This is a genomic window from Yoonia rosea, assembly GCF_900156505.1.
GTDB lineage: Bacteria > Pseudomonadota > Alphaproteobacteria > Rhodobacterales > Rhodobacteraceae > Yoonia > Yoonia rosea.
In genome coordinates, this window is sequence record NZ_FTPR01000002.1 from 202,298 (window position 1) to 220,252 (window position 17,955).

Annotated in this window: 21 protein-coding genes and 1 tRNA gene; 8 read left to right on the forward strand and 14 right to left on the reverse strand. The window is 57.8% G+C overall.

Translation table 11 applies throughout. The features are described from left to right. Nucleotides 1-11 precede the first annotated feature (11 nt). The gene (locus B0B09_RS12215) at nt 12-1,154 is read left to right on the forward strand and encodes an iron-containing alcohol dehydrogenase (RefSeq protein ID WP_076660170.1); all 1,143 of its coding nucleotides are present in this window, start codon (nt 12-14) and stop codon (nt 1,152-1,154) included. 190 nt (nt 1,155-1,344) lie between these two features. On the opposite strand, the gene rpsO is transcribed toward B0B09_RS12215, so the two are convergent. The 6 genes from rpsO to recQ all read right to left on the reverse strand — a co-directional run bounded on the left by rpsO (nt 1,345) and on the right by recQ (nt 7,227). Continuing rightward, entirely contained in the window at nt 1,345-1,614 is a 270-nt protein-coding gene (gene rpsO / locus B0B09_RS12220; protein WP_055295077.1) for a 30S ribosomal protein S15, read from the reverse strand. A 137-nt stretch (nt 1,615-1,751) separates the two neighbouring features. Beyond that, nucleotides 1,752-2,588, reverse strand: a complete 837-nt coding sequence (locus tag B0B09_RS12225; RefSeq protein WP_242654425.1) for a calcium-binding protein — start codon at nt 2,586-2,588, stop codon at nt 1,752-1,754. A gap of 111 nt (nt 2,589-2,699) precedes the next feature. Further along, entirely contained in the window at nt 2,700-3,212 is a 513-nt protein-coding gene (locus tag B0B09_RS12230; protein WP_076660652.1) for a DUF1643 domain-containing protein, read from the reverse strand. 4 nt (nt 3,213-3,216) lie between these two features. Continuing rightward, the gene (truB, locus tag B0B09_RS12235; protein WP_076660172.1) at nt 3,217-4,122 is read right to left on the reverse strand and encodes a tRNA pseudouridine(55) synthase TruB; all 906 of its coding nucleotides are present in this window, start codon (nt 4,120-4,122) and stop codon (nt 3,217-3,219) included. A gap of 57 nt (nt 4,123-4,179) precedes the next feature. Next, nucleotides 4,180-5,169: an NADPH:quinone reductase gene (locus B0B09_RS12240; protein WP_076660174.1), complete on the reverse strand. Its 990-nt coding sequence runs from the start codon at nt 5,167-5,169 to the stop codon at nt 4,180-4,182. Between the two features lie 21 nt (nt 5,170-5,190). Then, nucleotides 5,191-7,227, reverse strand: a complete 2,037-nt coding sequence (gene recQ / locus B0B09_RS12245) for a DNA helicase RecQ (protein WP_076660175.1) — start codon at nt 7,225-7,227, stop codon at nt 5,191-5,193. Between the two features lie 345 nt (nt 7,228-7,572). Between recQ and B0B09_RS12250 the strand changes: the two genes are divergently transcribed. The 3 genes from B0B09_RS12250 to B0B09_RS12260 are packed head-to-tail and all read left to right on the forward strand — an operon-like array spanning nt 7,573 to nt 9,880. Then, on the forward strand, nt 7,573-8,217 hold the full coding sequence (locus tag B0B09_RS12250) for a histidine phosphatase family protein (RefSeq protein WP_076660177.1): 645 nt from the start codon (nt 7,573-7,575) through the stop codon (nt 8,215-8,217). Nucleotides 8,218-8,228: 11 nt separating this feature from the next. Continuing rightward, nucleotides 8,229-8,831 carry a glutathione S-transferase family protein gene (locus tag B0B09_RS12255; RefSeq protein WP_076660179.1) on the forward strand — a complete coding sequence of 201 codons (603 nt, stop codon included), beginning with the start codon at nt 8,229-8,231 and terminating at the stop codon, nt 8,829-8,831. Continuing rightward, on the forward strand, nt 8,831-9,880 hold the full coding sequence (locus tag B0B09_RS12260; RefSeq protein WP_076660181.1) for a saccharopine dehydrogenase: 1,050 nt from the start codon (nt 8,831-8,833) through the stop codon (nt 9,878-9,880). Before B0B09_RS12255 ends, B0B09_RS12260 begins: the two co-directional genes overlap by 1 nt. 26 nt (nt 9,881-9,906) lie before the next feature. Here B0B09_RS12260 and B0B09_RS12265 read toward each other — a convergent pair whose 3' ends face one another. From B0B09_RS12265 to B0B09_RS12280, 5 genes are all read right to left on the reverse strand, one after another. Beyond that, entirely contained in the window at nt 9,907-10,233 is a 327-nt protein-coding gene (locus tag B0B09_RS12265) for a DUF3775 domain-containing protein (protein WP_076660184.1), read from the reverse strand. Nucleotides 10,234-10,318: 85 nt separating this feature from the next. Then, nucleotides 10,319-10,495: a hypothetical protein gene (locus B0B09_RS17985; protein ID WP_055295088.1), complete on the reverse strand. Its 177-nt coding sequence runs from the start codon at nt 10,493-10,495 to the stop codon at nt 10,319-10,321. A 174-nt stretch (nt 10,496-10,669) separates the two neighbouring features. Further along, nucleotides 10,670-11,779, reverse strand: coding sequence for a site-specific DNA-methyltransferase (locus B0B09_RS12270; RefSeq protein ID WP_207552153.1), 1,110 nt, complete (start codon nt 11,777-11,779; stop codon nt 10,670-10,672). Nucleotides 11,780-11,869: 90 nt separating this feature from the next. Beyond that, nucleotides 11,870-12,502 carry a ribonuclease HII gene (gene rnhB, locus B0B09_RS12275; protein WP_076660186.1) on the reverse strand — a complete coding sequence of 211 codons (633 nt, stop codon included), beginning with the start codon at nt 12,500-12,502 and terminating at the stop codon, nt 11,870-11,872. A 179-nt stretch (nt 12,503-12,681) separates the two neighbouring features. Then, a complete protein-coding gene (locus B0B09_RS12280) occupies nt 12,682-13,167 on the reverse strand; it encodes a hypothetical protein (RefSeq protein ID WP_076660188.1) in 486 nt (161 codons plus the stop codon). Between the two features lie 156 nt (nt 13,168-13,323). On the opposite strand from B0B09_RS12280, the gene B0B09_RS12285 reads away from it, so the two are divergent. Next, nucleotides 13,324-13,605 carry a hypothetical protein gene (locus B0B09_RS12285; protein ID WP_055295093.1) on the forward strand — a complete coding sequence of 94 codons (282 nt, stop codon included), beginning with the start codon at nt 13,324-13,326 and terminating at the stop codon, nt 13,603-13,605. Next, a complete protein-coding gene (locus tag B0B09_RS12290; protein WP_207552154.1) occupies nt 13,562-14,281 on the forward strand; it encodes a winged helix-turn-helix domain-containing protein in 720 nt (239 codons plus the stop codon). The genes B0B09_RS12285 and B0B09_RS12290 overlap by 44 nt, the downstream gene beginning before the upstream one ends. Here B0B09_RS12290 and B0B09_RS12295 read toward each other — a convergent pair. Then, entirely contained in the window at nt 14,278-15,234 is a 957-nt protein-coding gene (locus B0B09_RS12295; protein WP_375342221.1) for a LacI family DNA-binding transcriptional regulator, read from the reverse strand. The genes B0B09_RS12290 and B0B09_RS12295 overlap by 4 nt on opposite strands. Before the next feature lie 178 nt (nt 15,235-15,412). Between B0B09_RS12295 and B0B09_RS12300 the strand changes: the two genes are divergently transcribed. Next, nucleotides 15,413-15,489: transfer RNA gene (locus B0B09_RS12300), tRNA-Arg, on the forward strand. A 12-nt stretch (nt 15,490-15,501) separates the two neighbouring features. On the opposite strand, the gene B0B09_RS12305 is transcribed toward B0B09_RS12300, so the two are convergent. Continuing rightward, nucleotides 15,502-16,137 carry a DUF2238 domain-containing protein gene (locus tag B0B09_RS12305; protein ID WP_084190833.1) on the reverse strand — a complete coding sequence of 212 codons (636 nt, stop codon included), beginning with the start codon at nt 16,135-16,137 and terminating at the stop codon, nt 15,502-15,504. 52 nt (nt 16,138-16,189) lie between these two features. Between B0B09_RS12305 and B0B09_RS12310 the strand changes: the two genes are divergently transcribed. Further along, nucleotides 16,190-16,882 carry an endonuclease/exonuclease/phosphatase family protein gene (locus B0B09_RS12310; protein ID WP_076660653.1) on the forward strand — a complete coding sequence of 231 codons (693 nt, stop codon included), beginning with the start codon at nt 16,190-16,192 and terminating at the stop codon, nt 16,880-16,882. 15 nt (nt 16,883-16,897) lie between these two features. On the opposite strand, the gene B0B09_RS12315 is transcribed toward B0B09_RS12310, so the two are convergent. Further along, nucleotides 16,898-17,737 carry a universal stress protein gene (locus tag B0B09_RS12315; RefSeq protein WP_076660195.1) on the reverse strand — a complete coding sequence of 280 codons (840 nt, stop codon included), beginning with the start codon at nt 17,735-17,737 and terminating at the stop codon, nt 16,898-16,900. Nucleotides 17,738-17,955 lie beyond the last annotated feature (218 nt).

Sequence of the window (17,955 nt, forward strand, 5' to 3'; positions counted from 1 at the left end):
GGACAGCTACGATGTTTTCATTCCTCAGTCCGCACGCACTCCATTTCGGGCGTGGTCAAAGCGCCCAGACCGCCGCGCTGGCCAAGACCTACGGGACTGCTGTCTTATTGGTTCATGGATCGCGCCCCTCGCGGGCGCAATGGCTGGTGACGTCTTGTGAACAGTCCGGGTTGAGTACAACCACACTCAGTTGCCACCGCGAACCCAGCTTGCCCGATATCACAGAAGCCTTGGACCATCTGGGTGATTTTCGTCCCGATGTGATTATCGCGCTGGGGGGCGGATCTGTCATTGATTTCGCCAAGGCGTTGGCTGCACTGATCCCCTGTGAAGGAGAGGCTTCCGAATACCTTGAGGTGGTCGGCAACGGTCGTCCGCTTGAAAATGCGCCAATTCCGATGATTGCCTTGCCCACAACTGCGGGGACAGGGGCTGAGGTGACCAAAAACGCGGTCATCTCGGTGCCGGAGCGCGGCATCAAGGTAAGCCTGCGCGACGGGCGTATGATACCACAAATCGCCATCGTTGATGCCGCGTTGATGGAAGGTGCGCCCAAGACCGTCACGCTCGCGGCAGCGTTGGATGCGGTCACACAGGTGATCGAGCCTTACTTATCCGTCAAAGCCAATCCGATGACCGATGCGCTCTGCGTTGCCGCAATTCCAAAAGGTCTGAAGTCGCTTCGTGATGTGGTCGAAAAAGGCACGCCGGACGCATGGGATAACATGGCGTGGGTCAGCACATGCGGCGGTTTGGCGTTGGCAAATTCCGGGCTTGGCGCTGTTCACGGGTTTGCGGGTGTGATCGGTGGCAGAACCAACGCCCCGCACGGTGAAATATGTGGTGCTCTGCTTCCCGCTGTTCTGAAGTCCCATTTGGGCAAAGCAGAGAAAGGGACAGAAATCTATAAACGGCTGAAATGGGTGGAAACACTGTGCGATGCGCAATTTGCGCCGGATGGGCCGGGACAAGGCATTTCTGCGTTGGCGCGCTGGTCCAAGGGACAGGGACTGCGCGGATTGTGGGAAATGGGGCTGAGCCTTGAGGACCATGCAGATGTTGCGGATGCCGCGTCCAATGCGTCATCAATGAAGGGCAATCCGTTCGCCTTGACGAAAGAAGAGCGCGTGGCGATTTTGCGCGCAGCGCACTGACCCGACGGGTACGCGGCAAATCTTTCAAGTGTGAATGCACTCGTCCAGTTCTTGAAAGCGGACTGCTGCGTCGGGTAACGCGAAACCTGTTCAGAAACTGTCGCTTTCCCCACGTAGCTGACCTTTACACAACAAAAAACGCCCACCAAATGGCGGGCGCTTTCTGTCGTCTCTTATCGACCGTAACGTCTTAGCGACGCAGGCCCAGACGCTCGATCAGGCTCTGGTAGCGTGCTTCGTCTTTGGACTTGGTGTAGTCCAGAAGCTTGCGGCGCAGCGCGACCATTTTCAGCAGACCACGGCGACCGTGGTTGTCTTTTTTGTGGGTCTTGAAGTGCTCTGTCAGCGTCGCAATGCGGCTGGACAGGATGGCAACCTGTACTTCGGGCGAACCGGTGTCGCCTTCTTTGGTTGCAAATTCCTTCATGATCCGTGCTTTTTCTTCAGCAGTAATCGACATCGGGGTCTCCTTATTGGTTAAAGGTGAATGGCGCGATCCGGGATGTCGTCCAGAAAGGCCCGTGGAGGGTCCGTGCGGGCAAACCCCGCGCAGATGCGTCGCAATAAGAGGATTCTGCGAAAAAGGAAAGCGATTTGTTACGCCGCAACCAGTGCGATCCGTGTCACATCCAGATCTGCCAGATCAGGGAAAGTCGCAACAATCACATCATCGGCGAAGAGGACCAGCCCATCTTCTGTATCTGCGGTCCGAAGCTGTGGCAGCGCACCCTCATAGGTGATCTCGATCACGTCCTCTGCCGCATCAAAATCTTCGACGATGACATCGTTTCCATGCAAGAGCGCAAAGGTATCAGCCCCTGTTCCACCATGCAGATTGTCACCCGCACCGCCCATCAGGATATCATCGCCTGCGCCACCATTCAGGTAATCGACATCCTCATCGCCCCGATCATAGAGAATATCGTTGCCTGACCCGCCATGAAGCGTGTCCGCACCAGCGCCCCCAACCAGACGATCATCGCCCAAAGAGCCAAGCAGCGCATCATCGCCCGCGCCCCCCATCAGCACATCATCGCCGCCGCCGCCATTCAGCGCATCATCACCCGCATCACCGGCCAGCACATCATCGCCAACATGCCCGTTCAGCAGATCATTACCCTCGCCACCGACAAGCACATCATCACCGCGACCGCCCTGCAATGTGTCATCCCCCGCACCGCTGACCAGATAATCGTCGCCGTCTTCGCCATCCAGATAATCATTGCCGGCACCTGTCTGCACAGTGTCATCCAGCGCGCCGGAAAAGATCACTGTGTCTTCGTCATCGGTCGCAAGCAGGTTGTCGACTGGCTCGATATCAACACTGGGATCATCCTCATCGGATACCCCGTCCTGCGTTTCATCCGTTTCATCATTGTCGAGCATCATGACGGCCGTCATGGTGACCCCCATCAGTCCAATCAGAGCAAGCATTTCAAAAACCTGTCATCAACGAGTCGCCCCCGACCCCGTGGCAAGCTCTATACCATCCGGCGCACGCCGAGACGTATAGATTCTGAATGGATGGTTAACGCACTCGGAACGTCACCCAGCGTTCCAGATGACAGGCTGTTGTGCGTAGCTGATGTAAAGCGGGTGCTTGGGGTGGCCGTGCTTACTTAGGCCCAGCGTATAGATCGGCTTGCCCAGCCTACGCAAAAGCGCCTCGGTCTGCGGGCCACGGTCAAGATGCGCGCCATGCGTCCCCCATGCAGCGATGATCTGATCCGCCCACTGTGCACCATCCCGAATGGCAGCATCGTTCTCAGGCCCGACCGGATCGACCGCCTTGCGCATCGCAAAGGGATCGGTGTCGCGCCACGCAAAGATATTGGTCACCTGAAACGCGCCAAAGCCCAACGCACGGGCGCGTCTTTCGCAGCGCTCCACGGTCGGGTCGTTCTGTACCTCGGTCGCCTTGGAAGGGTTGAGCATGACAAACAAGACCCGTTTGCCCTGTGCATCCCATGTACGCGTCAACGCATAGCGGTAACGCTCGCAATCCGAATAGGTCGCGACCGAGGGCGCGTCATCTTTGATATGCGTGCGGGTGATCACCGGATCAGACGACAAACACGCGCGATGGCTGTATTTCACCGCCGCGATAGGTGCCCACGGCAATCGCTTTACCCTCGTATGAGGCCCAGACTTCATCACCAAATTCGACACCTGTGGCGATAACCGAGGCAGGATTGCCATTGCGCAGTTTGGCCACGCTTTCGGCCAGACAGCGCACTTCTTGCAGGTCGCTTAACCCGACCTCCAAGGGTTGTATAAAAGCATCGAGTTCGGGCGTTTTGGCCAATGCATCAACCTGTTCCAAGGTCACCCCATCCGTGGCCTGAAACGGGCCGGACCACACGCGACGCAGCGATTTCACATGCGCCTTGCAGCCCAGCGCCTCGCCCAGATCGCGGGCGATGGAACGCACGTAACCGCCTTTGCCACAGGTCATTTCCAACACCACATGGTCGGCGTCGGGGCGGTCGATCAGCAAGAGTTCTTCCACCCATAAAGGACGCGCAGCCAGTTCCATTTCCTCGCCGTCACGGGCCTTTTTATAAGCGCGTTCGCCATCCACTTTCACGGCAGAGAACTGCGGCGGGACCTGCATGATATCACCAACAAAGCTGCTCAAGGCTTCCTTGATCGCCGCATCATCAGGACGCAGATCAGAGGTCGCAATCACTTCGCCCTCGGCGTCATCGGTATTTGTGGCCTGTCCAAGCCGCACGGTAAACGTATAGGCCTTCAGCGCATCGGTGATGTATGGCACGGTTTTCGTGGCCTCGCCCAATGCAACGGCCAGAACACCGGTTGCTTCGGGATCAAGCGTGCCTGCGTGACCCGCCTTTTTGGCATCCAGCGCCCAGCGCACCTTATTGACGACCGCGGTGGAGGTAATGCCAGCGGGTTTGTCCACCACCAGCCAACCCGAAATATCGCGACCTTTGCGTCTGCGTGCCATGTCTTTGCCCTTTGTCAGAATGTGCGCTTGCTAGAGCGAAGCCAGCGGCGGGTCAATCTAGAGTGTCAGGATGACAGAGCCCGACCGATCACCACGCGCGATCATATCATGCGCTTTGGCGCATTGGTCCAGAGCAAGCGTATCCGAGATACGGATGTTCAACGCATTACGTGCGAGCAAATCGTTCAGTTGATCCGTGGTCTTTTCCCGCTCTTCGGGCGTCAGCAGGTAAACCAGCACTAGTTTGATGTTCACCGCTTTGAACATCAGCGGATAAAAGGGGACCACAGGCGTCATATCCTTGGCCGATCCATAAGTGGACACCGTCCCGTTTTCCGCAATGACCTCGGCGATGGTCGCGGCGTTTTTCCCGAACTCGACTTCGGCGATATGGTCAATCGGACGACCGCCTGTGGCCTCCAATATCTGCGCGCCTAAATCAGGGTCCGTATAGTCAAATACATGGGCCGCACCCGCATCGCGTACCGATTGCAGCGCCTCTTGGCCCCGCGCGGTTGCGATCACTTCGGCACCAGAAGCCGCCGCCACCTGAACAGCAAGATGGCCAACGGTACCGGCACCGCCGCTGACCAGCACCCTTTTACCCGCAACAGGGCCTTGGCCCAGCACCGCGTGAACCGCCGTGAGGCCCGGAATACCAAGTGTCGCCCCTTCTGCGAAAGACACATTCTGGGGCAATGGCACCGCCTGCCCTGCGGGCAACGCGATATACTCGGCAGCGGTTCCAAACGCACGCTGCCACTGTCCGTTCCAGATCCAGACCCGCTGACCAATCCGGTCAGGCGAGACGCCTTCGCCCACCGCCTCGATAACACCAGCGCCATCGCTATGGGGGATGATCTTGGGAAAGGGTGGCTTGGGAACACCGGGACGGCCCCCTGCACGCGCACGGATGTCAGAAGGGTTGACGCCAGAGGTCTGCAACCGGACCAGAACCTCGCCCGCTGCGGGGTCTGGCGTGGACAGGTCCTCTAGGGTCAGGACATCGGCGGCCGGCCCAAAGGCGGTGTAGGTGATCGCGCGCATGGTGATTATTCCTCTTTGCGTTTAGCCGGCTTCTAGCACCTCTAGAAACGCCTCGCCAAACCTTTCGGCGTATTTGTCACCTATGACACGGGTCAGGTTCTCCATATCGGCACTGCGTAGCTGGGCCACTTTGGCCAACATCGAAGCAGAGCAGCTCATCGGTTTATCCACGCCGTGCGGGCCACGGGTAAGCTGGGCCTGCGCCTGCATCAGACGGTCATAAACCGCGCCCTCGTCACGGCCCGCAAGTTTGCGGCGCATCGGATGCACCTCCTCAACCGCCCCTGCGATGACTGACAGGAAATCCTGACCATAGGTCGCAAGTTTCTTGGCCCCCACCCCACCGATATGGGCCATCTCATCAAGGGTCATGGGGCGCTTTTCCGCCATCTCGATCAAGGTGCGGTCGTTGAAAATAATATAGGCGGGCACATTCGCCTGCTCGGCCAGATAGCGCCGCTTTGCCTTAAGCGCAGAGAGCAATGGCGCATCGTCCTCGCTGACCAGCATGCGCACCTTGGGACCTGTACCACGGGCGGCCTTGATCGTATCGCGGCGCAATTCGATCGTGGCCTCGCCCCGCAGGATGGGCCGTGCATGTTCGGTCATCCGGAGCGCGCCGTGCCTTTCGCGATCAGGGCGCAATAGATCATGCCCCATCATCTGCCGGAAAATCGCTTGCCATTGGCGTTTGTCATAGTCCTTGCCCACACCAAACGTCGGCAAGCTATCATGGTCGCGCTGCATGATCTTGTCAGTTGGTGTGCCCAGCAAGATATCAATCAGATGACCCGCGCCGAACCATTCCTCGGTGCGCAGTGCCGCCGACAGCGCCATGCGCACGGCCGTGGTACCGTCAAACACCTCGGCGGGTTTATCGCAAAGGTCGCAGTTGCCACAGGGTTCCGGATTTTCGCCAAAATATTCAAGCAAGTTCTGGCGACGACAGCGCAAGGCCTCGGCCAGGCCCAAAAGAGCGTTCAGTCGCCCGTGATCAGCGGCACGGCGTTCGGGCGGCGCAAGCCCTTCGTCGATCTGCTGGCGGCGATAGCGAATGTCGTCAGGACCAAACAGTGTGAGCGTTTCGGCAGGGTCGCCATCGCGCCCTGCGCGACCAATCTCCTGATAATAGGCCTCGATGGATTTGGGCAGGTCGGCGTGGGCGACCCAACGGATATCGGGTTTGTCGATCCCCATGCCAAAGGCCACAGTGGCACAAACGATCAAGCCATCCTCTTGCTGAAAGCGGCGTTCGACAATCCGGCGGTCCTCGGCCTCCATGCCGCCGTGATAATGGCAGGTGCTATGGCCTGCATCGGCCAGCGCCTTGGATAGTGTTTCGGTTTTCGCACGCGTGCCGCAATAGACGATCCCCGACTGGCCTTTGCGCGCGCCCGCAAAATTCAGGATCTGGTTGCGTGGCCCGTCTTTGACGGCAAAGGCAAGATGGATATTGGGCCGGTCAAAGCCCCTCAAGAATGTGGCTGGTTGCTGACCATCGAACAGTTTCTGGACAATCTCCTCGCGGGTTTCGGCATCAGCCGTCGCAGTGAACGCGGCCAGCGGCACATCCAGCAGACGCTTTAATTCACCAATCCGCAGATAATCGGGGCGGAAATCATGGCCCCATTGGCTCACGCAGTGCGCCTCGTCCACAGCAATCAGGCTCACCCCGACACGGCGCAGCATGTTCATGGTACCGCCCGCGGCCAACCGCTCGGGCGCCATATAAAGCAGCTTGAGCGTGCCCGCTTCCAAGGCTTCCCACACGGCATCGGTTTCTTCGGGCGTATTGCCAGAGGTCAGCGCGCCTGCTTCAACCCCTGCTTCGCGCAGGCCGCGAACCTGATCGCGCATCAGGGCAATCAACGGCGATATGACGACAGTGACACCGCCGCGCACCAAAGCAGGCAATTGAAAGCAAAGGGATTTACCGCCACCTGTCGGCATGATTGCGAGGGTGTTTTCACCGGCAACAACTGCCTCAACAATCTCTTGTTGGCCCGGGCGGAAGGCATCAAAGCCGAAAATGTCACTCAAAAGCGCTGTGGTGGACACGGGATACCCTGCTTGTGCAATTTCTGCTGCTCTTGCGGGTCACAATCCCACGCTGAGAATCGGTTCACAAGAGAGAAGCCCGCGCCAAAACGCAAAAGGGCGGCACCTTTACGGTATCGGCCTGTGACTATGAGAGGTGATCGTCGATTGGACGACGATATTGCACGCACATTCTGGAACTGTCTGACCGTCGCGCATCGGCAGGGCGACGACACCCCCTACATTACGGATTGGCGCGTTCGGACCGACATCAGCAGTTGCGCCGTATCTTTGCCGACTCTACGGGTTTGAATCGTTGCCAACTGCTTTGACACCCCGTAACCCTGTCAATTCAGGAGAGACTTGATGGGCGAAATCATATTAGTCCGGCATGGGCAGGCGAATTCCGCGGCAACCGATGAAGAAAGCTATGACCGGCTGTCTTCTTTGGGACACCAACAGGCGCAATGGCTGGGTGAATACCTGTCAGAGCGCGAAGGTGCCTTTGATAAGGTAATTTCCGGTAGCCTGCGGCGCCATCGCGAAACCGCAGCGGGCATTGGCTATGACAGCCCGCTGATTGATCCGCGTCTGAACGAGATGGATTACTTCAATCTGGGGCAGGCGCTTGAGGATGTGCACGGTGTGCCGTTTCCCGGACCGGATGAATTTGCAGCGCACGTCCCGCAGGTCATGGAAGCATGGCATAATGCCGAGATCATGGGGAACGAAACCTTTGCGTCATTCGAGAGCCGCGTGACCTCTGTGCTGCAAGAGGCCGCCAAACCCGGCGTACGCGTGCTTTGCGTCACATCGGGCGGGGTTATCGGTATGATCATGCGGCATTTGCTTGATCTCAACCCGACGCGGATGGCGCATGTCCTGCTGCCGATTATGAATAGCTCGCTCCATCGCATACACGTCATACCGCAGGGGCCGATTTTGGCCAGTTTCAACGCCATCCCGCATCTGGACCGGGATGACCGCCTGCATGCCCGCACACATTACTAAAGGATCGCCCCATGTTGAGACTTCACTACGCCCCCAGAACCATTTCGGTGGCTGTTGCGATCATTCTGGAGGAGTGCAGCACCCCTCACGAAAAGATCCGTGTCGACTTTGCCAGCGGTGAACAAACAAAGCATGATTATCTGAAAATGAATCCAAAGGGGCGCGTCCCTACGTTGGAAACACCTGACGGCATCCTGACCGAGACCCCTGCCATTCTGGAATACATCGCCCCGCAACTGGTGCCGGAGGACGCATTCGCCGCCGCCAAGATGCGCGAACTGATGTCTTATCTGAATGGCACCATGCATCCGCATCACGCCCATGGCCTGCGCGGTGAACGGTGGGCGGATGAACCCAGCTCTTTTGCGGATATGAAGCGCAAAGTACCCCAACGCATGGCAGAGTGCGCCGCCCATCTGGAAGAATACCTGCCAAGCCTGCCCTTTGAGACCGGCAAACTCAGCGTTCTATCTGACGCTTACCTCTATGTTGTGCTCAGCTGGCTACCGGGTGACGGCGTGGATATTGCGCATTATCCACGGCTGGTGGCGTTTCAGCATGAAATGAATACACATGCCTCTGTGCAGGCCGTGTTTGAAAAGGGACTGCTGTGATGACCCATCTCTGGGTACGCGCGGAAAGCCGCGACAACGAGGAACGCGTCGGAATCACGCCGCAAGGGGCCGCCAAGCTGATTGCGGCAGGGTTTCGGGTGACCGTGGAAGAAAGCACGCAACGTATTCTGCCACTGGCTGATTATGTTGCAGCAGGGTGCGCGGTCGCACCCGAGTTCTCTTGGCCCGATGCGCCTGACGACGCGATCATCTTTGGATTAAAAGAATTGCCCAGCGATGGATCGCCTCTGCGCCATCGCCACATCATGTTCGGCCATGCCTATAAAGGGCAGCCCGCAGGACAGGTCCTGCTCGATCGCTTCAAGGCGGGCGGTGGTACGCTTTATGATCTGGAGTATCTCACGCATGAGGACGGGCGGCGCGTTGCCGCGTTCGGTTATTGGGCTGGCTATGCGGGGGCGGCAGTGTCGCTGATGTGCTGGATTGCGCAACAGCATGGCCGGATCGCAGGGCCGGTCAAGGCCTATCCCAGCGCAAACCATCTGCTGGCCAATCTGCAAGAGGCTCTGATGGCTTTGGGCACCGAGCGCCCGACTGCGTTGATCATCGGCGCCTTGGGACGTGTTGGTACCGGAGCCGCCGATTTGTGTACCGCAATGGGTGTGGCAACCACGCAATGGGATATGGCGGAAACCGCCTCGGGCGGACCGTTTCCCGAAGTGCTACGCCATGACATCTTTCTCAACTGTATCCTCGCCCGCCCCGGCACGCCGGTCTTTGTCCCGGCAAGTGCCAAGACTGCCCAGCGGAGGCTCTGTGTCATCGGCGATGTGGCCTGCGACCCGGACAGCGATTTTTCTCCCATCAAGGTCTATGACCGCACGACAACATGGGATGCGCCAGCGCTGCGCGTGCATGACAACCCGGTGCTGGATGTCACAGCAATTGACAACCTGCCTTCGATGTTACCTGCAGAAAGCAGCGCGGATTTCGCCGACCAGCTCTTGCCGCATCTGATGACGTTACACCAGATAGATGGCGGCGTCTGGGGCAGAGCGCAGGCGTGGTTTGAAAGGGCTGTGCGCTGATCAGGTAAGGTGGATCAAGATCCACCTTACGCGGGCCGGTAAAGATCATCCTCGGCTTCTGACGGATCCATACCAAGAGCCGCCATCCCCGCCTCCAGATGATCGGCCAGATGCGGCGACCCTTTCAAATAGCTGGCTGTCGGTGTCGTCGCCTCTCGCGCGGCCGTGGCAAGTGCCTCGGCCAGTTCTTCAGCCTCGAAGCTGCCGCGCCCGATCCAGAAGACTGCAACCAGTCCTGTCTTTTCATCGTCATTGAGCTGATCGACAAATCCGTCAAATTCATTCTCAGCGCGATCCAACTCGCGCGCCAGAATGATGACTTCTGCAATTTTATCTGCCGTAATTGGTAACATTGGCGCGTCTCCTTTGGCCCCACCATGAAAGAGGAACACGAAGGTGGCCTTGATCTGGCGCAAGGCGTGTTGCTGGCCTGCCGGATTATTTCTTGTCGCGGGCGGCTTTCTCTTCCTTGGTCAGCTTGTTGTTCCAAACATTGTTGCTCAGACCAAGCTCGGCCGCCAAAGGTTTGGTTTTGCCGCGACTGACCTTACCGCCTTTGTTCAGGAACTCCTGAATAAGGGCATCGTCAGTGGTTTCTTTGGGGACATGCTTCATGCGCTCAGGCTAGCCCAGCAGACACAACGGAGCAACGATTGCTTTTGACGCAGCCCCGCAAAGAAAAAAGCCCCGCCATCACAGTGGATGGCGGGGGAAAAGTTAGTGCTCGCGTGCCCATCCAGTATTGGACAGGCTTGCCGCAGGCACCGGCGGTATCAACTTTGGTAAAACTTAGTGTTTCGCCATCTCGGAGCGGATCTGCTGGCGCAGCAGATCAATGGGCACCTTTTGCCCGTCGCGTTTAAATTGCCAATAGGTCCAGCCGTTGCAGCTTGGTGCGCCTTCAAGGAAGGCACCGACCTGATGGATAGATCCTTTGATGTCGTCACCGATCAACGTGCCGTCAGCACGGACCTTGGCTTTGTGACGGCCATTCATGCTCCACAATTCCTCGCCGGGGCGCAACATGCCGCGCTCGACCAAGACGCCGAAGGCAACACGCGGTTCGGCACGTTTGGAGGTGGACACCTGCAAGGCTTCGTTATCGAACTTGCGGGTGTTTTTGATGCGCTTCTCGGCCACCTTGCGGTAGGCCTCTTCGCGCTCGATCCCGATGAAATCGCGGCCCAGCATTTTTGCGACCGCGCCTGTGGTGCCAGTCCCGAAGAAGGGGTCAAGGACCACATCGCCGGGGTTAGTGGTGGCAACAAGGACGCGGTGCAAGAGGGACTGCGGTTTTTGCGTGGGATGCGCCTTTTCGCCTTCGTCATTCTTCAGCCGCTCATGACCGGTGCAGATGGGCAGAACCCAGTCCGACCGCATCTGCACGCCCTCGTTGAGGGCTTTGAGCGCTTCGTAATTGAAGGTGTACTTGCTGGCCTCTTCTTTCGAGGCCCAGATCAGTGTCTCATGGGCGTTGGTCAGGCGCTTGCCGCGAAAGTTCGGCATCGGGTTGGATTTGCGCCAAACGACATCATTGAGAATCCAGAACCCCTGGTTCTGCAATTCGGCGCCCATGCGGAAGACGTTGTGATAGCTGCCGATGACCCAGATCGCGCCATTCGGTTTCAACAAGCGGCGGGCAGCGGCCAGCCATGCTTTGGTGAACTGGTCATAAACCTTGAAGCTATCGAACTGGTCCCATGCGTCATCGACGGCATCGACCTTGGAGTTATCGGGGCGATGCAGATCGCCCTTGAGCTGTAGGTTGTATGGGGGATCCGCAAAGATCAAATCAACAGACCCTGCAGGCAGGCTGTTCATCACCTCGATGCAATCACCATCAATAATCGTATTCAGCGGGAGCGCTTGCGCCCCCTTCGTTTTCGTTTTGATCGTCATAACTTGCCTCTAAGCCCCGGCGGGTGTTCCCGCTCTTTGGTTGACCCCAATGTGAGTCAGAGGCGATTCCGTGTCAAAATCTTTATTGATTCAGTCACTTACGTTTTTATCTTGATACAAGATATTGTGTATTGGCCTGAATGAACGCCTATGGTGTTCAGACACGCCAAACTGCTCAAGCCCCAATTTATGTTGGGCTGTGGGGTATCCGGCGTTGTTTTCCCACCCGTAGTGGGGGTGCTGTTGCGCCAATGCCACCATGTGTCTGTCGCGCCACACTTTGGCGACGATAGAAGCGGCGGCGATGCTCAAACTGCGTGCGTCGCCCTTGATGATTGTCTCGCAGGGGATCACCAAATCACGCGGCACCATATTGCCGTCGATCAGCGCATAGTCGGCGGTTTGCCGCAGGCCCGCAACAGCGCGGACCATCGCGATATGGGATGCGCGCAGAATGTTGTGCGTATCAATCTCGGCCACTGTCGCTTCGGCGATAGAGACATCTGCCACTGCCAGCAACTCATCATAGAGCGCGTCACGCTTTTTCGCAGTCAGTTTCTTACTGTCATTCAGCCCTGCCGGTATGTTCGCAGGATCGAGTATCACAGCCGCCGCAACGACTGGTCCCGCCAGCGGGCCGCGCCCGACCTCATCGACGCCGGCGATGTGCAAAAAGCCGCGCGTTTGAGCAGCGTGTTCAAAACTAAAATCAGGTTTGGTCATAAGGTCAGTGACCAGAACATGTCGGTCACTTCAAGGAAAAAGGGGCAGAGAGCCATGTCCAACCTCTCTGCCCCACACTGGGCGTCGCCAGATCACGCACTAAGCGGCGTACTTGTTTTACTGGCAAAGCACCCAAGGTGGTGCGGCAACTGGGGCAAGCAGCCGCACACCTGCCCGACTTAGTTACGTCGGTCAGTCCGGTAGCCTTGCTCGCGCAGGCAAAGGGGATCAAAGCCGTTACGTGGCCCGTCGCTCGTCCAGATGCGGACAGCGCAACGGTCGGGCAGACGGCTTGCAAAGCGGTAGTTGTTATCAAGGCAGCGCTTGCCGAACATGCGCTGGGTGCCAAAGCGCGTCTCGACACGGCGCAGACAGGTATAGGGCAAGGTGCGACGGTTCTGGCGGCTGCGTTCTTCGTGCCGGTTCAGGTCAGACCAACCGTTGTTGCGGTTGATCCCGTTCCACTGGTGGTTATTGCGCGCTGGGGTGGCAGGCTCGGCGCGATTGCGGTTCTGTTCAATCGCAGAGCCGATCACCGCTGCGGCAGCCAAGCCAATGATCAATTTGCCGACATCTTCGCGGTCCAGACCTTGGGCGTAGGCGGGTGTCATGGTGGCAAAGGTCAGCGACAGCGCTGTTATTGCAGCAGTCATTGATTTCAACATCGTGTTTCCTTTCGGTTCGTTTGCCTGTGTGGGCTATGAACCGAAAGTGCGGTAAACGTGACTTGCCAAACAATAACGGGGGATGGTTATAGGATTGCCATCGCGATAACATTCGGCGTTATTGAATATCACAACTGCTTTCGATCAGGTGGGGACATGAAACAACTTTCTTTCTCATTCATGGCGCTCATGCTGAGCACGACCATCGCGCAGGCCGCCTGCTATGCCGATTACAAGGCAAAACAGGACGATCCTTTGCGGCTACACTATGGTGTTGCCGAAGTGCGGGGCGACTGCTCGGTCGGATCGGCCGAAAGCCAGCTGCGTGATCGGTTGGCCGGTAACGGTTGGCAGCTATTGAATGTGCTGGGCGTCTTTGATGACGCAGGCCTTGATGAAAGAAAGGACAGCGCAGGTGAATTCTTCCTCCGCTACTGAAGCGCGCGAAATCGGCAACAGGATTGTTGTCGCAGGGATCGCGGCCATTGTTCTGATTTTGGCGATTGCTGCCGTGCTGTTGTTTATCAACCTGCCGGATGCCAACGCATTCAATATGCGCGTTGAACGGCTTTTCATTGAAAATGATAACCTGACCAGCAACGCCGAGATCAAGCTGCTCGAAATCCTCGCAGGGTCCGGCACGGCGTTTTCTGACACGCTGGCGTCTTACCGCTTTGTCATCTTCGTTTTGCTGATCTTTGCGACCGCCCTTTTGATTGCTGCGGTCGCCTTCCTTGTGATGCTGATCGCCCTGAACCGCCGGATGGGCCGCATTGAACGGCAAGGGATCGAGGTCAATTCTTTGACGATCAGCCGTGACGAGAAGGCGGTTTATCTGAATGATTTCGAATTCAAACTCACCGATGCCGCGATTGAAACACTGTCCGTTCTGGCCGAAGCACGCATGGACGACGAGGTGCTGACCGGCGCCGAGATTGAAGGCGTGATCTCGGGGCGTGATGCCGCCGACTGCGATGAGGCCGCAGGGGCAACCCGCATCAAGCGCCTGCGTGATACGCTGGGTAATCAGATGATGAGCGAACTTTTGGTCAAGAACATCGCGCGCAAAGGCTATGTTCTGGCAATCGACAAAGACGTCATTCGCATGATCTAGCGGCGCAGGGTATCACCCGCCGCAAGGATGGGTTCCAGCGCAATAACGGGGCCGTCCGGCACGTCCTCACCGGCATTGAGCGCCGCGATAATCCGCGCAGCTTTCTGGCCAATTTCACGGCGGCAGGCATCCATCGTGGCCAACCGGCGCGGCAAGCCATCCAAAAGCTCGACCCCGTTGAAACCGGCCAATCCCACCTTGCCGGGCACATCAATGCCCTGTTCCAAAAGATAAAGCAGACCACCCGCACCGATCATGTCATTCGAGTAATACAGGAAATCCAGATCCGGCGTGCGTTCGATCATCTTGGCCGTCATCTCGCGGCCTTTCGCAAGGGCCGAGCCGCCGGAATAGAACTCCTGATCCGCGATCTCGATACCTGCCTTTGCAAGCGTCCGCGTGAACCCCTCGAACCGCTTGCGCGCGCGGTGATCGAGCGGCATCTTTGTGCCCATAAAGCCGATCCGCTTGTAACCGGCAGCGATAATCTCTTCCGCCATCTTGCGTCCCGCACGGCGGTGGGAAATGCCGACGCAATGGTCAATCGGTTCGCCATCGGTATCCATGATTTCGACCACAGGAATACCCGCCTGCCGCAGCATAGCTTGCGACGCCTCGGAATGTTCCAGCCCTGCGATGATCACGCCCGAGGGCCGCCATGAGAGCATTTCAAACAGAACTTTCTCTTCTTTCTCGGGCAGATAGTCGGTCACGCCGACCACTGGCTGCAAGTCGGTATCTTCCAGCGTCTCGGAAATCCCCGAGAGCACCTCTGGGAAAACCATGTTGCCCAATGATGGAATGATCACTGCGACCAAATTGACCCGCTGCGAGGCAAGCGCACCGGCGATCTTGTTGGGAACATAGCCCAGCAATTTCGCGGCATCCTGTACTTTCTGCCGTGTCGCGGCGCTGACGTCCCCTTTGTTCCGCAGCACGCGACTTACGGTCATTTCACTGACCCCGGATGCTTCTGACACATCGCGCAAGGTCAGTGGGCGTCTTGGTTTGTTCGTCAAATGAAAGGTCCTGTGTGTGGTTCCCCCTATTGTTAGCGGGGCTTTGTGACAAAAGCCAGAACCGCATGAGAGTTGACCAATTCAGCAAAGCCATGCATTCAACACATCGGGTGGTCCCGTGGCTCAACTGGATAGAGCAGCCCCCTCCTAAGGGGCAGGTTGCAGGTTCGAATCCTGCCGGGGTCACCATTAGTCACGCGATTACCTGTGTTTGCGGAACAGCTTTTTGTTCAGTGCCACGAACCGGTCAATTGGCCATGTCCAGAACGACGGGTCTTTGGCCCGCAGGTAGACATAGCCAAGCCAGCTGGCCAGTGCCGCGCCGATGACGTCGACAATCAGGTCGCCCATCGTGTCCTGCAGTCCTGATTTCTGCATGTTCAGCCCGAACCACTGGTCCATTGCAAATTCAAAGATTTCCCAACACGCACCCACGGTTACCGCCAGACCGAACGCCATCAGACACATCGCCCATGGTGGCGCGGCAAAGCGATCGCCCTCGAACATCATCAACACAAAGACGAACCCGAGCAAACCAAAGCCGATGGCGGATGAGCCGTGCAGTGCGATGTCCCACCACCAGAACCGCTCATAAAAATCAAAGGCTTCACCCATAAAGATTGAGGCGATCACAAAGATAGTGACGGCAGTGACGAAAGGCAGCGGCAAGGTGATGTCGAGCCTGCGGGCCAGGAAAAGCGGCGCCAATGCCAAAGCGAGTGTTGCAAGAGCGACAAATGTGAGTGACCAGCGCCCTTCATACGCGGCCGCCGCCGCTGCCAAAATCAAGAGGGCCCATAAGCCTCGGACCAGATATCCTTGTTGGCGAAGTTCCACGCTCACACAGGCGACCTCTGTTTATATTGCATTTCCTACATATATGACGATCATGACACACTCCCGCAAGAACCGCACCCTCCGGCTGGTCAGTTACAACATCCGCAAGGCGCGCGGTCTTGATGGCCGCCGTGATCCCGGGCGCGTGCTTGACGTGATCAATGCGCTGGACGCGGATGTGATCACGCTGCAGGAGGCCGACCGCAGGCTTGGTGACAGGCCGACAGCGGTACCGAGAAACCTGATTGCGCAGGCGACCGATTTTGATGTCGTCCCACTGGCCGCCAATAACGTCAGCCTCGGCTGGCACGGCAATGCGGTTCTGGTCCGGCGTGGTATTGCAGTGAAAACCGCCAGCCGGATTGATTTGCCGGGTGCCGAGCCGCGGGGCGCAGTGTCGGTGACGCTTGAGAACGGTTTCACGATCATCGGGGTGCATCTGGGATTGCTGCGCCAGTCCCGCCGCAGCCAATTGCGCGCTATCGTGGGAGGGTTAGACCCGAGCCAGAAGGTGGCCATCATCGGTGATATGAATGAATGGGCGGTGACACGCGGCTTTGAGGCACTGGAAGAAAGCTTTGTCCTTCATAGCCCCGGTCGGAGTTTTCACGCCGCCCGTCCGATTGCAGCGCTGGACAGGCTCGCGCTCTCGCATGGTTTGACGCTGGGCGATGCGGGGGTCGATCAGAGCCCGCTTGCGCGGATGGCCTCGGACCATCTGCCAATCTGGGCCGATATTTCCTGAAGCTTCAACACCGTCCTATTTTGAGAACATCACCGGCAGCTTGGCATCACGGAGCAGGTGGCGCGTCGCGGCGCCGATCACGAAATCATAAGCCCGCGAATGACCGAATGCGCCTGTGGCGATCATATCCGCGCCCATCTCAAAGGCGTCATGCCCAAGGATATCGGGGACCGTTTCACCATCTTTTTCGCGATGCACAATTTCGACACTGGGACCATGCCGGCTGAGTGCGGTCGCAAGATCAATGGCGGCATGATCTGCCAGAGTGTTGCTAGGAGGTTTGCCAACGCGCAGAACACGCACAGTTGCACCCGCACTCACCACGTTCATCATGTCATGTACCGCCCGTGTCGCCTCGCGGGTATCACTCCACCCCAACAAGACAGTCTCACCCAGCTTTTCGGCTGTGTAGCCACGCGGAATAACAAGCACGGGACGCCCGCCCTCTTTGATTACCCGTTCTTGCAGGCTGTTGATCAGCGGCCGCTCTTCACCGTCCTCTTCTTGCGCCATCACCACCAGATCGACAAAACGGGCATTGGTGATGATACTATCGGCAAGAAATCCGTTCTCGCTGCTGACTTGCCGCCACTCTGTAGGGAAGTCTTCGGATTTCGCGAAGCTGTCAAAGATGTCTTTCACCTCTTTGGCATGCGCCTTTTGGCTGGCAATAAAACTCTGATAGCTCACCTCGGGGATATGAACTGCAATGCCGGGGTAAACCACCAGCGATTCCGTGACATAAAGCCCGATAACATGGGCATTGTCCCGCCGTGCAAGAACCGCGGCGGACCGCAAGAGTTCTGCCGCCGAGGCTGTGCTGGTCAGGCAGACAAGGATGGTGCGCAGGGTCATAAGATATCCTCCGGTTCAGCTGCCGCATCGGGAACATCCGGCGCGACAGGCTACGATCGTTTTTGGAACGCGTTGATGCGTCACGACCGTTCTAGCGGGGGCAATGCGTGATGGTTTTGACATTGCTCAATCGCAGCAGGTCATGCGGCATCTGTTTCGATTGTGCAGAAAAAACCGAGGTCCGCGTCTTTATTCGCGGCCTCGGCAGTCATGGGGGA